The sequence below is a fragment of the Paraburkholderia sp. GAS348 genome (assembly GCF_050434205.1).
GTDB lineage: Bacteria > Pseudomonadota > Gammaproteobacteria > Burkholderiales > Burkholderiaceae > Paraburkholderia.
Genome location: NZ_JBNPVT010000048.1, coordinates 1 through 15,056, shown reverse-complemented (window position 1 = coordinate 15,056; position 15,056 = coordinate 1). Strand labels below are relative to the sequence as shown.

16 protein-coding genes and 3 pseudogenes are annotated in these 15,056 nt (G+C 55.6%); 4 read left to right on the top strand and 15 right to left on the bottom strand.

Features of this window, described 5'->3' with window-relative positions; translation table 11 throughout:
- From P3T22_RS32855 to P3T22_RS32845, 3 genes are all read right to left on the bottom strand, one after another.
- On the bottom strand, nucleotides 1-335 hold a 335-nt coding region (locus P3T22_RS32855), incomplete at its 3' end, for a BRO family protein (protein WP_429327228.1).
- 372 nt (nucleotides 336-707) lie between these two features.
- On the bottom strand, nucleotides 708-1,412 hold the full coding sequence (locus P3T22_RS32850) for a hypothetical protein (RefSeq protein WP_429327227.1): 705 nt from the start codon (nucleotides 1,410-1,412) through the stop codon (nucleotides 708-710).
- Between the two features lie 16 nt (nucleotides 1,413-1,428).
- The gene (locus P3T22_RS32845; RefSeq protein ID WP_429327226.1) at nucleotides 1,429-2,664 is read right to left on the bottom strand and encodes a tyrosine-type recombinase/integrase; all 1,236 of its coding nucleotides are present in this window, start codon (nucleotides 2,662-2,664) and stop codon (nucleotides 1,429-1,431) included.
- Nucleotides 2,665-3,098: 434 nt separating this feature from the next.
- Here P3T22_RS32845 and P3T22_RS32840 point away from each other — a divergent pair.
- Nucleotides 3,099-3,224, top strand: a pseudogene (locus P3T22_RS32840) (Arm DNA-binding domain-containing protein); the annotation flags it as partial.
- 370 nt (nucleotides 3,225-3,594) lie between these two features.
- On the opposite strand, the gene P3T22_RS32835 reads toward P3T22_RS32840, so the two are convergent.
- The 4 genes from P3T22_RS32835 to P3T22_RS32820 form a co-directional block, all read right to left on the bottom strand.
- Nucleotides 3,595-4,659: a maleylacetate reductase gene (locus tag P3T22_RS32835; RefSeq protein ID WP_063495249.1), complete on the bottom strand. Its 1,065-nt coding sequence runs from the start codon at nucleotides 4,657-4,659 to the stop codon at nucleotides 3,595-3,597.
- Nucleotides 4,656-5,360 (bottom strand): dienelactone hydrolase family protein, encoded by a 705-nt coding sequence (locus P3T22_RS32830; RefSeq protein ID WP_063495248.1) that lies wholly within the window; start codon nucleotides 5,358-5,360, stop codon nucleotides 4,656-4,658. Before P3T22_RS32830 ends, P3T22_RS32835 begins: the two co-directional genes overlap by 4 nt.
- Nucleotides 5,361-5,433: 73 nt before the next feature.
- Nucleotides 5,434-6,546 carry a chloromuconate cycloisomerase gene (gene tfdD / locus P3T22_RS32825; RefSeq protein WP_063495247.1) on the bottom strand — a complete coding sequence of 371 codons (1,113 nt, stop codon included), beginning with the start codon at nucleotides 6,544-6,546 and terminating at the stop codon, nucleotides 5,434-5,436.
- Nucleotides 6,543-7,310: a chlorocatechol 1,2-dioxygenase gene (locus P3T22_RS32820; RefSeq protein ID WP_063495246.1), complete on the bottom strand. Its 768-nt coding sequence runs from the start codon at nucleotides 7,308-7,310 to the stop codon at nucleotides 6,543-6,545. Before P3T22_RS32820 ends, tfdD begins: the two co-directional genes overlap by 4 nt.
- 193 nt (nucleotides 7,311-7,503) lie before the next feature.
- Between P3T22_RS32820 and P3T22_RS32815 the strand changes: the two genes are divergently transcribed.
- On the top strand, nucleotides 7,504-8,400 hold the full coding sequence (locus P3T22_RS32815) for a LysR family transcriptional regulator (RefSeq protein ID WP_063497844.1): 897 nt from the start codon (nucleotides 7,504-7,506) through the stop codon (nucleotides 8,398-8,400).
- 2 nt (nucleotides 8,401-8,402) lie between these two features.
- Here the strand turns inward: P3T22_RS32815 and P3T22_RS32810 are convergent, their stop codons facing one another.
- The 6 genes and pseudogenes from P3T22_RS32810 to P3T22_RS32785 all read right to left on the bottom strand — a co-directional run.
- On the bottom strand, nucleotides 8,403-8,681 hold the full coding sequence (locus P3T22_RS32810; RefSeq protein WP_429327225.1) for a LysR substrate-binding domain-containing protein: 279 nt from the start codon (nucleotides 8,679-8,681) through the stop codon (nucleotides 8,403-8,405).
- A gap of 277 nt (nucleotides 8,682-8,958) precedes the next feature.
- On the bottom strand, nucleotides 8,959-9,894 hold the full coding sequence (locus P3T22_RS32805; protein WP_429327224.1) for a helix-turn-helix domain-containing protein: 936 nt from the start codon (nucleotides 9,892-9,894) through the stop codon (nucleotides 8,959-8,961).
- Between the two features lie 347 nt (nucleotides 9,895-10,241).
- Nucleotides 10,242-10,409 carry a hypothetical protein gene (locus P3T22_RS32800; RefSeq protein ID WP_158515240.1) on the bottom strand — a complete coding sequence of 56 codons (168 nt, stop codon included), beginning with the start codon at nucleotides 10,407-10,409 and terminating at the stop codon, nucleotides 10,242-10,244.
- 214 nt (nucleotides 10,410-10,623) lie between these two features.
- On the bottom strand, nucleotides 10,624-11,865 hold the full coding sequence (gene mhpT / locus P3T22_RS32795; RefSeq protein WP_429327223.1) for a 3-(3-hydroxy-phenyl)propionate transporter MhpT: 1,242 nt from the start codon (nucleotides 11,863-11,865) through the stop codon (nucleotides 10,624-10,626).
- Nucleotides 11,866-12,347: 482 nt separating this feature from the next.
- Nucleotides 12,348-12,575 carry a hypothetical protein gene (locus tag P3T22_RS32790; protein WP_429327222.1) on the bottom strand — a complete coding sequence of 76 codons (228 nt, stop codon included), beginning with the start codon at nucleotides 12,573-12,575 and terminating at the stop codon, nucleotides 12,348-12,350.
- Between the two features lie 270 nt (nucleotides 12,576-12,845).
- Nucleotides 12,846-13,055 (bottom strand): annotated as a pseudogene (locus P3T22_RS32785) (IS5/IS1182 family transposase); the annotation flags it as partial.
- Between the two features lie 99 nt (nucleotides 13,056-13,154).
- Between P3T22_RS32785 and P3T22_RS32780 the strand changes: the two are divergent.
- The gene (locus P3T22_RS32780; RefSeq protein ID WP_063495234.1) at nucleotides 13,155-13,472 is read left to right on the top strand and encodes a hypothetical protein; all 318 of its coding nucleotides are present in this window, start codon (nucleotides 13,155-13,157) and stop codon (nucleotides 13,470-13,472) included.
- On the opposite strand, the pseudogene P3T22_RS32775 reads toward P3T22_RS32780, so the two are convergent.
- Both P3T22_RS32775 and P3T22_RS32770 read right to left on the bottom strand, forming a co-directional pair.
- Nucleotides 13,465-13,682: pseudogene (locus tag P3T22_RS32775) on the bottom strand (IS3 family transposase); the annotation flags it as partial. The gene P3T22_RS32780 and the pseudogene P3T22_RS32775 sit on opposite strands and share 8 nt — an antisense overlap.
- 70 nt (nucleotides 13,683-13,752) lie before the next feature.
- Nucleotides 13,753-14,640, bottom strand: a complete 888-nt coding sequence (locus P3T22_RS32770; protein WP_063495233.1) for a LysR family transcriptional regulator — start codon at nucleotides 14,638-14,640, stop codon at nucleotides 13,753-13,755.
- Between the two features lie 103 nt (nucleotides 14,641-14,743).
- Here P3T22_RS32770 and P3T22_RS32765 point away from each other — a divergent pair.
- Nucleotides 14,744-15,056, top strand: a 313-nt coding sequence (locus P3T22_RS32765; RefSeq protein WP_429327221.1) for a TauD/TfdA dioxygenase family protein, incomplete at its 3' end; no start/stop codon positions are given.

Here is a 15,056-nt window from a genome sequence, read left to right as displayed (position 1 = left end):
CAAATTGTCGGCGCCTTCTTGTCATCTTGCTCTTTTTCCTCGTCGATTCCGGATTGTCCTCCTATCGACCTGTCCGAGGAAATTAGACCATCACAATCGTCGTCGACGTGCGATTCGACAGCTTGGCGCGGATTGGCAAAGTCGAGCACGGCGCACACATCATTGACGTTAAACCACGGATCGACGCCGCGCGTCGTAATGCGCACGGCTGCGCCGTCGAAAGATAGCAGGTGAGCATATGCTGCGCCCTCACCGACCGAGCGCGGCTGATACAGGTCCGTATGGTTGCTGCCAAACGCAACGAGCGGATTGCAGGCATTGGTCGTCAGCGTCATTACGCAGCCTCCAACAGTGCCGCGCGCAGTTCAGCGACGTTCCAGCGGGTCGAGTGGCCGAACTTCTTAGGTTGTGGGATGAGGCCCGACGCAGCACGTCGCCAAACAGTTGGGACAGAGCAGCCATAGAGACCCGCCACGGCGCGCACATCAACGTGCGCAGAACCGGGCAGAGCATCGAACGAAGCGAGCGCCTTCGGGATTGGCGCGCTTGTGAGTTGAAACATCGGAGTATCGCTCCTTGTATGGCGCGATACTGCCCGGCGTATATCGCGCCGCAGTGAGTCGGAATGAGACGGGCGATGCGAATACTATGGAGCAAAGCACCGGCGAGCTGCCAGCTGGCAAAATCAATTGCCAGTCGGCAACCGACTATCCATTCAACAGCCCGATCCCCGCGCTGATGTTCGCTCGGATGTTGGACTTGCTCACCCCGCGCGTGTTTGCATCAGGCAACCACGACAGCAGCTCGTCGACTGCCTCGGCGATCTGGCTGCCATTTGGCCTGTCGCCCTTTGCGTACTTACTAGACTTCTCGGCGAGAACGAGTGCCAACGCGGCGATCTGCCTTTGAAGCGTTGCTCGCTCACCCTCTCCTAAAGTGTCGTGCGAGCGAGCCAACGATTCGGCCCGTAGTCGCTTAACTTCGGCACTTGATACGAAGAGGTGCTTCTTCTCGGTTGATGCCATTTGCGCGTAGATTTCCGGGGTCATCTCGTCATGCGAGAACCACTCGCCCGCGTATTCCGGAAGTGGCTCGGATGGCATAACGAACGAGGTTATGCGAGCCGCGCCCGTAGACTCGATGCGCGCAAGATCCTCTTTGTGAAGAATCACTCTATCTGAGGGTGAAAACCAAATGACGATGACGTCAAGGTCGGGGCGTTGTACGAGATGTGGCGTGAACTTCCCCCACGAGTACGTTGCCTCATTCAAAACCGGTGCGCACAGCTCTGCACGCCCTGTCGCGCCTAAGTGCAACAGATCGTCCTCGCTGAGGCTCAAGGCCGACGCAGCTTCTGAAAGACGGTAGTATTCGCGCTCAATAGGAGTAACGTTGTTTGTTGCTGCCATCAAATTTATCTCCTAGCGCTTAAGCGGCCTCTCGAATCGGAATCACATTCCATTTTTCATCGCGCATCCGGGTTGTCAGAAACTCCGCCCATAACTCAAGAGCGGCCCGACGCTCGTCCCAGTACGTGTATTGGTCATAGATGCCCTCGACCCCTGCCAGCCTGTGATTCAGGCACATCTCGCAGATGTCGCGCGGCACGCCAAGCTTTCGCATGTGGCTCTTCATCGTGCTACGAAGATCGTGGGGCGTAAAGCGGCGAATCTTGGGCTCGTGGCTCTTGATCCAGTAGTCGATTGCCTCACGTATCGCATCTTTCGATACGTGCGTGTCGCCGTCGTGTCGGTCGAGCCGGTTGCTCAAGCGCGCGGGTAGTATGTAGTCGGATGCGCCCGCGAGAACGTGCAGCCGTTCGAACCATTCGACGACGATAGGCGCAAGCGGTATGTCCATCGCCGGGCCGGTCTTGCTCGCCGGCACATGCCACCTCGCCTCGTCGAAATGAAGGTCTGCGCGGAGCGCCGTGTAAAGCTCGCTGATCCGCACTCCCGTCGCGAGCGCAATGCGCACAGCGTAAAGGTTCACGTCGCGCATCTTCGCATTCATCAGGACATGGAGTTCGGAATCCGTCAGCATTAGCCGTTTTCGCACGTCCGGTCGCTTGCCGATGATCGCGTCGAGTTGAATGCCTGCACAGGGATTGGAAAGAATCAGCTTCTTGCCAGCAGCATGTTTAAAAATGCCGCGTAAGACACACCAAAGCGTAAAGATCTCGACCCAACCACGTTTGTGCCGTTCAATTTCCGCGACGATATCAGCTGGTCCGACAGTTTGAACGGACATGGCACCCATACCGTTCTCGACTCGCTTCAAATTGCGTCCGTAACTGCATTGCGTGCTGGCCGCGAGCGTCATAAGCACCCTCTCGCGATAGTCTGCGATGAGTTGACGGACGGTCCAATCCTTTCGTGCTTTGGCCTTGCGAACCTCATCAGCGGGGTTGACACCTTCGGCGATAGCGACACGGCGTTTCGCGGCCACTGCACGCGCCGCTGTAAGGGTGAGGTCCGGGTAGCTCCCCAACGTCAGTTCTTGACGGCGGCCACCGTGGCGAAACCGCAGAACCCATGAAGCGGACCCCGCAGCAGAGAGGGTGAATGTCAGTGCGCCCCCATCCGATTTTGCTACAGGTGCGCCCTCCCGTATCCATTTGCGCAACTGCACATCGCTGAGCAAATTGGACTCTCGTTTTGCCATGTTGATGAGCCTCATCCGAGCGGGTAGCCAGCTACCCAACTAGCTACCCATTCCGGGCGCGCTTACAAGACCTCGGATGATACGAGATGAAACACCGAAAAGGTAGCCCCCTTTGTGCACAAGGGACTTTAAAGAGATTTGCGATATAAGATGATATCGCTCGATACGCATACCAGCACAATACGATATTGTGCTGATGTAGGTCCGCCGAGGGCCGACGAGTTCCAGAGAATTCATATAAACACCTTAAAATTTAAATACATATAAATAGCCATCCGCGTCAATCCGTTGTCATCCGTGCAGAGCGCGCCTAAAATGTGTAGCTAGACAGAGGCGTGCAATGGCAACTCGCGGACCGAATGTCCTATCCGATCTCGAACTAAGGCGATGGATTCGGGAAAGGCGACCCCTCGAAAAAAACTGACGGCGGCGGCTTGACCTTCACTCTTTCAGCCACAGGGACTGCGTCTTGGATACTCCGTTTCCGGATAGGCGGAAAACCGGAAGAATTGACACTCGGACGCTACCCCGATCTGACGCTGTCGGCGGCACGCAAGCTCGCGGCCGAAAAACGCGTCGAAGTTCAGAAAGGCAACAACCCGGCGACCGAGAAACGCAAGGACAAATCCCGGACGAACTGGACGGTACGTCAGCTTGTTGCCGACTACCGCGAGAAGGTGCTGGCCAATTTGGCCACGAGTACGCAGCGTAGCGATGGTCGAAACCTGAAGCGGGTCGAGAATGTGCTCGGTGCAATGCACTTGTCCAATTTGCGAAAGCTAAACCTGCCTGAGATGTTCGTGTCGCCGGTATCAATTGGCACACGTCTCGTGGCTCTCAGGATGATATGGAACGCCCCATCTTTACGTTGCGAAGTGTGCAAGTTTCGCTTGGCAGTTCCCGACCCGGCGCGATACAGGGGGATGACCGTTATTGAGAGTCCGGTCTTGCTCCATGAAACGCATTGGCTAACAGTGTTTCCAATGCATCCGGTTCCAGCGGGCGCGGATTCGGATACTGGTCCTTTAGAGCCAGATCGCGGACTTTCGGAATATCTTCGGGTCGCATACCGAGTTCCGCGAGACTGAGAGGCGTTCCGGCATCTCTGGCGAGGTCATATAGTGCGCCCGGGACGTCACTGCTGCCGACGATTTCCTGAAGCAGTCGCGTGGCCACCCCGGAGTACGGCAGATTGTATGCGAGAGCATGTGGTAGCACGACCGAATGCGTCTCAGCGTGAGGAAGATTAAGCGTCCCACCGAGCGTGTGGCAGAGCTTGTGATGTAGCCCCATGCCTAGATGGCATAGCACAGTGCCACACATCCATGCCCCAAAAAGGGCATCCGTGCGCGCTTCCACGTCATTCGGTGCTGCTACCAGCCGCGGGACTGCATCGAACAAGGCGCTTATGCCTTGCTTGCACATAGCTTCGAGTACGGGGTTGAGCTCCGACGCATACAGACCTTCTGCTGCGTGAGCGATTGCATTCAACGCGCTGGTCACCGAAATTGCAAGCGGCAATTCGACCGTGAGCAACGGATCGTAAATCACTGTCTTCGGGAGGACCTTCGGGTCTCTGCCGGTCCTCTTCACACCGTCTTCCGTGACACCCCAAATGGTGGTCATTTCACTACCGGCGTAGGTCGTCGGTATAACCAGACTCGATACATCAAGTTTCATCGAAAGGATTTTCGCGAGTCCGGTAGTCGATCCCCCGCCGATCGCGATGACTGAGTCTGCTTCGGTATTCTTGAAAGCCCGCTCGGCTTGCTGAATGACTTCGACGGGAACATGCATCGTTGCACCATCGAAATAACCCGCTACCCTGTCACCTATCGGACGGACGATATCTTTTGCTAACTCGCGTTGGTCCCGGCTGCTTAATACCAGGGGGCGACGTGAGCCAAGGCGTTCAACTTCGTCTGGCAACGCAGACACAGTACCCGCCCCGAAGACGACCCTCGGGCTCATATAGTCAAACGTGAATTTCTTCATGAAAGAGCCTTCAAGGTCGCAAGCAATTCGAGCGTCCGCGCATTGGCCACAGTCGTCGCTGCCTGATCGAAACCTGGGCTCGATGCCCGCGCAAATGAATGTCCCACTGGATACCAGTGGAGACTGATGTTTCTGTTTTGACCAAAATGTTCGTCGAGAATGCTACGTGCCTCTGCCGTGACATAGTGATCTTCGGTACCCATATGAAACATGGCCGGGCGGCCAATAGCTGGCACCAGTGAAACCTTTTTCTCAAGTCCCACACCGTAATAGCCGATTGAGCAATCGGCCAACGATCGCGCAGCGACGTTGAACGCCAGAGCACCTCCCAGGCAGTACCCAACTACAGCGACGCGGCCGTTCGAGAAAGGAAGTGCACGAGCGTATTCAATGGTGCACGCAAGATCATCGGTTCCTGCTTCCAGGTCAAAGTCACGAAACAACGCAAGCGCCTGTTCCCGCTCCGACGGTACGTTTGCATCAAGCTCGATATTCGGCGCCTGTCTCCAGTACAGATCCGGGCACACGCAGCCAAAGCCCGCGCCAACGAGCCAATCTACGGTTTCTCTTATGAAAGGTGTGATCCCGAAAATCTCCTGCGCGATCACGACAATGGGTGCGGAGACGGCATTCGGCTTACCAAGGTAAGCACCAAACCGCCCCCCCGAGCGCGACGTGATTTCAACGCCCTTTGATAACATATTAGTCTCCAGTTACAGGTGCGCAGCGGCATTTAAGGTGACGCATACCCGCGGCCTGCGCTGCGCGGCCTGGCTAGCTGACACGTGCGTATTGGCGCACCTTGTCCTCGTCAAGCGTCATGCCGTGACCGACGCCAGTAGGGATCTGCAATTCATAATCCCGGATCTCGAGCGGCTCCTCGCTCAGCGTGTCTGCCAGCACAAAGGGGCCTAGCAGTTCGCAACCGAACGGAAGCGACGGAACCGTCGAATAGAGCTGAAGTGCGACCGAAGTGCCGATCGTCGAATCAAGCATTGTGCCGCCATACGATGCAATCCCGCTTGCCTCGGCGACCGCTGCTATCTTTTGCGTCGCTGAGACTCCCCCCATGTTGCAAAGCTTCAGTGAAAAGACATCCACACTTCGATCGCGCGCGAGATCGAACGCCGAGGCCAGGGTACTCAGGCTTTCATCCGCCATGATAGCCACCCGGTTGTTGCCGGAGAGCCGCTTTAAAGCATGTATATTTTCGCGGGCGACCGGCTGTTCGATGAGTTCCACACCAAGCGCTTCCAGCTCGGGGATGTATACGGACGCCACCTGCTCGTCCCAAGCCTGATTCACGTCAACGCGAAGCGATGCCTTCGATCCCAGACTATTTGACAAAGCCTCCATATGGATAAGATCGTCTTGCGGGGACCGAAAACCTAGCTTAACCTTGAAGCGATTGTGCCGTCGCCTTTCAATCATCTCGACGGCAGAATCGATATCGCGCTTCGTATCGCCGCTCGCCAACGTCCAGGCAATCGGAATCGCAGTGCGCAATTTTCCGCCAAGTAACTCGGCGATCGATACGCCCAATGCACGGGCTTTGAGGTCCAGCAACGCCATCTCGACTGCAGCTTTTGCGGACGCGTTTCCAGTGACGGCACGCGCCATGGTTTGCAGTGCAACCGAAACGTTGAACGCATCAGTTCCGACGAGGTGGGGAGCGAGATACCGCTCCACGATGATCTTGATTGTCTCCGCACATTCCGCGCTCCAGACTGGACCACCAACACTTCCGCCCTCGCCAACGCCAACCAGTCCCTCGGAAAAAACCCGGACGATGACGTAGCTCTGCTGCTGCACGGTAGTGATCGACATCTGGATCGGCCGCCTGGTCGGCACATCCACGATTACTGCCTCGATCGCATCGATCTTCATGCGTTTGCTCCCGCCTGCGAACGCGCGGGCTCAATTACGAAATTGATGTTCATCACGCGAGCGCCATCTTGCACAATGTCGGGTGTGATCAGACTGGACTCGACGCCATTGCAACAGTCGTCCGTGACCCAGTCCCCTCCTTCAAAGTAGTACTGGGTCGTCAGCGTTTCGTACCCCGGCGCGTTCACCTTGAAATGCACGTGGGCCGGACGCCACGAGTGACCACCCATGGTTTCAAGCAATGCGCCGGTAGGACCCTGATTTGGAATCTGGTAGGCGACCGGCATCGTCGTTCGCACACGGAACCCGCCATCGGTGCCAACCCGGAGTTTGCCTCGATAGAAATCGGTCGGAATGTCGTCATGAAAACCACTGTACTTGCCGTCGGGAGTCGAATGCCAGACATCAATCGTTACGTTCTCAATCACGCTTCCGTCGACCCCTTTGACCGTTCCCTGGATTAGCAACGGCTTGTGGTCGTCCGTGTCGTAACTCTTGAGCCGGTCTTCGACCAGCGGAGCGTCGTCACGATAGTAGGGCCCTTCGATTGCAGGCGTTGAGCCGTCGCTAAGACGGGCCTTCGTCGCCACGACGGTGCTGTTGAAGAATACGTCGCAAAGCAGCGCAATTTCACGCTGTTGCGCGACCTCCATGAGGTAATGGACCGCGGTTCTGTATTCCGACTCCGTGACCTCTTTCTCGTCGAGCGCCCGCTGTACCGCCGACACGATGGTATCGACAACATCCTTGATTCTGTTGTTCATTTCTCCTCCGTCTAAAACATGAACGCGTGGGCGACAACCACCCCGCGAAGTCATGATAGGGATTGGGAACCTGTGCGGTCCAATACCTTTACTCCGTGTGCCTCATACGGTTTCCGTATGGCCGATGCTGGTTGCGGAGCGAGAGGTACTTGCTCACAATCGCCGAAGAGCCAAAAAATAAATGGGGCACACCATGGAAATCAGACAGTTGAAATACTTCGTCGCCGTCGCGGAAGCGGGAGGTTTTGGAACCGCGGCGCAGAGGTTGCACGTATCACAGCCACCGCTCACACGTCAGATCCAGGCTCTTGAGCGCGACATTGGGGCAAAGCTCTTCGAGCGGTCGGCGCGAGGTGTTGAACTTACCGCTGCGGGAAAGGTGTTTCTTGACGACGCACGTCAGTTGCTCGCGCTTGTGCAGCGGTCTTCTCGCCGATCGCAAGCTGCGGCCAGAGGCGAATCGGGTGAACTGAATCTCGTCTACTTTGGGACTGCTGTCTTTGAGACAGTTCCGGCGTTCGTCAGGACTTTCCTTGCGACGTATTCCGACGCCACCATCTCCGTGGCTCACATGACCAAGGAGGCTCAGCTGGAATCTCTCCTCTCAGGAGTGGTGGATATTGGATTCGGGCGTTTCTATCCGGTGACAGAAGGCGTGACGAGCTGGAACATTGGGTCGGAGACGCTTCACGTCGCCGTTGCGGACCCTTGGGACACACGCGTTGCCGGTGCCCGTGTAGTGGCAGACCTGGTCGATGTGCCCATCATCCTGTATCCACGCGGCGATCGACCAAGTTTCGCCGACAAGGTAGTTTCCATGTTTAGAACGGAAGGGGTGGAGCCAAAAATAGCAGCCGAGGTCGAAGACGTCACTGCGGCCCTTGCACTGACTGCCGCCGGGACAGGCGCTGCATTGGTGCCAGCGTCAGTCGCACATGTTCGATGGCCGGGCGTGACATTCATTGAGCTTGAACCAAAGAAGCTGTCAGTCCCGATCAACTGCGTGTTTCGCACACATCGCAGAGCTCCGATTGTTGACTCGGCGTTACAGGTCGTTGCCCTCCTTGCTAAAGGAATGAGCAAGCGCTAAAGTCACCCGGCTAGTTGCCGGAGTATGCGCTCATCGGATTTCAACATTGGCGGCAGCGTGGCCTGAAGGAAATCGATCCAGCTACGCACGTTGGCGCTTAGATATCTTCGAGAAGGGAATTGCGCGTACACGGTCATTTTCTCCAGCGTGTACGGCGCGAGCACACGAACCATGGAACCCCGGCGCAAGTCGTCGAGTGCGGCGGCAGGAGACGCTCCGGGACCGCCCGCGCTAACCGCGTACGCGGCCTTGGCACTATTGAAGATATATGCCCCCTGCACATATACAGCGGATCATTTGGACAGCAGGTAGACCCCGCGGATTGTTGCGAGAGTTGCCCTGGTGTCGTGCTGGGCAGCCGATGTGCCAATCTACTGGCTCGGGGACGCATGGGCACTCCCCACCGTCTCTTGCGCCACGTTGGGGGCAGTTAGATACCCACAATCGAATGCACCATGACAGGTCCCATTCGGTTAGCAGAGCGACCAGTATGACCGGTTGGAATCCCCGTGTTTCAGCTCTAAATGCGAGATTGAATACCAGGCACCTTTGCCTCACTTATTTATCCAGAATGTCAGCTGAAGAGTGTGCGCCCGAAGCTTTACGGTAGGCTGCTGGCGTCGTACCCACTCGACGGCGAAACGCGTTGGTTAAGTGCTCCTGATGTGAAAATCCGCAATCCAGGGCAATATCGGCTATCGGACGATCTGTTCTCGCAAGTAATCGCTTCGCCGACTCTATGCGACGACTTAATACGAACTGGTAAGGAGACTGTCCGAGAGCAGCGTTGAACCGCCGCACGAAATGCGACGCGCTCATGCCCGCCAGCGCGCACAACTGGGAAAGACTGATCTCCTCACACAGATTTACATCGACATACTCCGTAATCGCATGCAATCTGACCGGCGACAAAGGTGGACACTGTAATTTTCCTTGTGTAGACACGTATCGTTTTAGCTGGCGCGAAATCAACCGTTCGGATATCGCCAAGGCCAACGTGTCGATGTAGAGTCCGACACCTTTGGCTTTTGACTCCATCAGCCGCGAAACCTCGGTGCCAATTTCGAGTAGCAAAGCATCCTGAACGCACATTTCCGGTAGAAGTTGCATCGCCTCTATTCCATCCCCACCCCTTTCGCGTAAGCATGCGTCGAACACATCGCCATGCAGATACAGATGCATCGTCTCGACGCTGGACTCGAGATTAATGCCGAATCCGCGGTGCGCCGGCCAGAAGTAGATCCCGCCCGCTGGTACGTTTCGTCGAATTGCCTTGTCTCCCGCATATCCGCTTACGCGAGCACCACCGTTTCTGTGAAATACGAGCAAATGATGCCGAACCGGGTCTATATCGGCTTGGAACGGAAACTCATATTGGACGGAAGCAAACAACGAATCCCAGCCGAGATTAGCACTTGAATAGCATAGGCTGCATGTCGATCGGCGCAGTATGCCGTGCGAATCTTCGTCACGAATCGGATCTATGTGTGCCAATTCGATACTCCTTACACTTACAACCAACAGAGGTACGCCGGGACATCGTTATCCGTCGGTGAATCACGACTCTGGACAAGCACCACTCGCGCAACCGACCCTACGCGAAATTCGTCTTCCCCTCAAACTTCCTGGCCAGCTACGACATCGAACACCTGCACTTCACGGCCGGCCTCACATACCATACGCCATACGGGGCATCGCACGAACCTAGTTTCCCAAGGGCGGCAGGTTGCGGAGAAATGCGCACGGCCGGGCTGCGTTCGAGGCTGCCCCGCCCCCCGTAACAGTCCTCGCCAAACAAGAAATAGCGATACCAAAGATGCAGTTCGCCCATGCGTTCTTTTTCATTCGTGCACTGAGCAAGGGTCGAACGGAAGCTTGAACTCCCTGCCGTTGAATTCCACGACCTCATAAAATCCGCCCACCGCAATCCGGATGTCGGGTGGGCTTCTTCGATGCGCGATTTCATGGTGTAGATCCGGAATGTCGTCAACGCGATTGTGTTCGATCATTGCTGCAAGGTTTCCGCTGTATCGGTGGATTTGTTTTACGGCGCAAGCTCCATGTCGCCAAGGAGTTCCCGGTCGCTACACCCACCGCGTCGCGCGACCTCTAACAACCCTCACAACATCGTCACGCGATTGAGTCCTCTTCCGCTTCTTACTGGCTCGATCACTGTCTCCTTAAATAACAGTTCATGAACAAAGCGAAGCGATACGAGGAGGATCAGGTGGTCAAAACCTTCGTTTGAACACCATCCACGGAGAAAACGCACCGCGTAACACTGAGTGCGCAAACTGCCGCGACGACGATCACCGGAATGCTTGTTGCGAGAAGCATGGAAGAACTTTGTCCATTCGCGAGGAGCTGTCCGGCTGCCAGCGGTCCAATGATTGGTGCGAGCCTGCCGACCGCTACTGTCGCGCCTACGCATGTACCACGCACGTGAGTTGGGTATGCCATCCCGGTCACGGCGTAAAGAATCGCCTGGGCTCCAGTAAGAAAAAAGCCCGCCAACAATCCGCCCAAAGCCATCGAGGTACTGCCGGTCGCGCCAGCAAGGATTGCAAGGGAAAGTGCGATACCAACATAAGCGCCGAGCAAGGTGGGCTTGCTACCGATACGATCCATCAAGGTTGCAATGACAACCGATCCGGCCGCAGCGCCCAAGGTAAGAAGCACTTGAACAACACCCGCTTGCTCGTGCGTTAGACCACGGGCCTGAACCATGTATGGCAGCCAGTTGATCAAAAAGTAGATTACGATCAGCGTACCAAGGTAGCTGGTCCACAACGCGAGAGTAATGCGCGCGCGTCCTTCCTCCCAAAGGGCCTGCGAAACGCTCATCGGCTTATCGCGAGTGTCGTGCTCATCACGTTTGATACGTGACGTTTCCTTCATAAAGACTGCAAGAAGCACCAACACCAGCAAAGGCCCGAATCCCCCAACAAAAAAGATATTTCGCCACTCGTGCTCGCCCGGGCTGATCATTCCAATGACAGTTGCGAGAACAGCGCCCGTAGGCATCCCGCAGTACATTGCACCGACCGCCGTACCGCGTCGCTCGACGCTTGCCACCTCGGTACATAGTGCGATCAGGGTTGGCATTGCGGCACCCAGACCCAAGCCCGTCAATAACCGCACCGTCAAAAGGGCGTTAATCTCGCTAACTTGCGTCGTTGCCAGCGAGAAAATGCCAAACAGTGCAGCAGACAGCATTAGCACTCGCTTTCGACCAATTCGATCAGCCAGCATCCCTCCGAAAACGGCGCCGGGAAGCATGCCAAGCCCTCCGAATCCAAAAACCCATCCTAGCTGCGCGGCACCGAGATGAAACTCGCGCGCTATGCGTGGAGCAACAACGCCGATCGACTGGAGATCGAGCCCCTCTAACAAAGCAGTCGCAAGACACAGTGATATCGTTAGATATCCTCCTATTTTATTCAACCCTGTTTCTGTAGGTTGCATAGTTTTCTCCAAGTTATATTTTTAAGTAGCGGCACTCACAGCGGCACATGCGTCGCAAGATACTTGCGTCATGTCGACCTCCACCTGGTGCCCATTGCAATCAACATTTCATAAGTTCGATCTAGCGTTAGAGCAATGGGAAATCAGGTCGGGTCATCATATTTTGTAGGAATGCGAATCTTCCATGATGACTGGTAACAACGTATGGGGGTCTTTGTAGGTACCCACCGTTCATGCATCTTCATCACGAAAAAAATGCTATTTTTATCAACATCAATTGAACAACCACGTTCTGCTGCGTGCGACGTAGCGAGTAAATGCTGGTGTGTTCGATCCTTCGCTTCGACATAACCATCGCCTCCTGAACTGCTCTTCCAACTGGCGGGAAGGCGAGTCTCGCAAACCCTCCGCTCAAATTAAAACGGATGATGCAATCCCACACGAAAAATGCCTTGCGATCACCCGTTTGATGGGCTAGTGACCTATGTAATTTGCGCTGCCGTCACCGAACCGCCCACTTTCATCAATTCGGCGGCGGCATAGATGTCTGTCCGTTTGGAAAGGGTCCGCAAAAAAGACCCATTGCCCCTCTGACTGGCGGTGTAGGTGATGCCCTTGTCAACGATTCCATATAACGTCACACTGCTCCGTCCATACGCCGATACGGATGCGACACATAGCGAAGCGACGACACACGGCAAGCCCTTCATCTCCAGTCTCCTCCCACATTTGGCTGCTTTCGTCCAAACATTGCAGATGGCGAGTGAAGCATCATTTCAATTTCATCGATCGCACAGGTTCAGCGGGCTGTTGAAATACACCTTGCCCATACCCAGCACGCCATTCCAAAAGAGTTGCCGCGCTGGCCTAGTTCAATTTTACGTTTGGCATCCTTAATTCCTGCGGAGCTATGAAAATTTCGTCGCCAATATCTGCCTCTATCCCGCTTTCGCGGCAAGCGTAAGCATACGGATGAGGTTTTAGGACGCCTGAGTCAGCGGGAGCAATCGCTCGACCCGCTCGCGGCTGCGATACATCGCCTGCCGAATCACATCACCCGCCCTGCCCCAACCGACGGCCTACCGGATGCGTGTGCGCCTGCTGATCGCGTAGCTGGGTGAGGACCTGGTACGTCCGTCAATCGTCGAGCCGCAAGCTCGACCGTCGTTTCGTGCCGAATCCGGCGTCACTCAATCTTGATCATGGAGCAGCAAGACTAACCTGAAATGAGACGCGTGATAATTAGCTATATCGTTCCCAGATATGTTCCCAGGAGTTGCAAATGAGCGATGTACCCGAAACGACACGCGCCCGCCGTATTTCCCAGTGTCATCGTCGATGTACCGTTTATCAACCGACAGGTTCATCCGTTGCAGGAAGGATTTGACGTCGTGTTTTCGGTGCTGCCCAAGCGACTCCCGGGAGCTGTGGAGGAGAAAATTGGCCTGTTCGAGCAGAACATCGTGAGAGGCAACGCTGAAGCACAGGGATCGTCACTCACCCGTTTAAGCGACCAGACATCGACGCCCGTCGTATGGCACGAGCGTATGAAAAGCACGCCGACAAACCCCAGGAAAGCAAACGTGGCAGGCACGCGCATGTCATGACTTCGGCATGATCCTGTCGAGCACCGGCGGGAGAGTCGCCGCGCTTCCCGGCACGATAGCCATTGACGCTCACGCAAAAGATCTCGCACAGAGCCGACGGCGGATCGTGCCGGCACTGTGCGTCAATCCAGGCAAACTTCACCGGTGGTACTTGGCGAAGAACGCTGCTACTCATTTTGCGATTTCCAGTTCCATTTGCAAGCGCTTGTTTAGACGCGAGGAACCGGAATTACCAAATTTTCAAAGGTAGCTCATTCAGCACACTAGAACACCAACAGGCTCATGCTTGTGGGTGCTCCAATATCTCACGCGCGATCGACAATAGTCCCTGAATGGGTTGTGCACCGAGTCGATAGTCAGGCACCATGGCTTTAAGCAGAAGCGGTTCAATACGCCATTCGGTTAGTAAAACCTTCAAATCAGTCTCCTCCGACTTATCGAGTAGTACGGACGGTACCAATGCAATGCCGGTGCCAGCTCTAACGAGCTTCATCAGTAGATCCATACTGTTGGTTGAAAAAACCGGCTGTATCCGGACCGTCGACTGATGGCCGTCGCGTGAAAAGGTCCAGTGTGTGCCGAACGGAGTAAAGACCACGCACTCGCAGCCCGTCAAGTCATCCGGACAGGTCGGTATGCGGCGATGCGCGTCCTCAGTGCCACCTATCACGATGCTCTGCTCAAACAGGCCAATTTTCTCCTCCACAACTCCCGGGAAGCGGGTGGGGAGCACCGAAAACACGACGTCAAATCCTTCCTGCAGTGGATGAACCTGTCGGTTGACAAACTGTGCATCGACGATGACACCGGGAAATCGCCGCCGAAATCTCAGAAATATTTCTTCGAATAGGGCTTCGAAAGGTGTTGTCGGACATTTGACTACCAAACGACCGGTATATTGCACACTTGGGTCGCTGGTCTGAGACAACATTTCGTCAACCTCGGCGAGCACACGTTTGATCGATCGAAGACGAATCTCACCGACATCGGTGAGTCCTATGTGTCGCGTGGTACGCGTGAATAGGGCGGCACCAAGGCGCCATTCAAGCTCGTTGATACGCTTGCTGACAGCGGTATGTGTGATCCCAAGACGACGCGCGGCAGCAGACAAGTTGCGTGTCTCGGCGACTAACACTGCGGCCCGCATCGTTTCGAGCATGTCGCTCATTTGCAACTCCTGAGAACACATCTGGGAACCATATAGTCGATTATCACGCGCCTGATTTCAAGTTAATCTTGCTGCTCCATCATCAAGAACTAGGAGGAGCATCATGACGCTGACTGTTGAACCCATCCTGCCACGCTTTGGAGCCGAAATTTCCGGCGTGGACATTTCCGCCCCGCTTGACGCAACTGTCCAGGCAGAACTTCTGCGCGCAGCCAGCACCTGGGGCGTCTGTGTGTTCCGCCAGACCAACCTTGATAATGACGCCCACATTGCGTTTAGCCGGATCTTTGGCCAACTCGAACTTGCCCCCATCCGCCCGGGTAAGCCACCTCGTTTTGGTCGGCGCGAGTTGATCGATGTTGGTAACCTGGACGATGAAGGCAACATCAAACATGATCCACGTGACCTCATGTTCA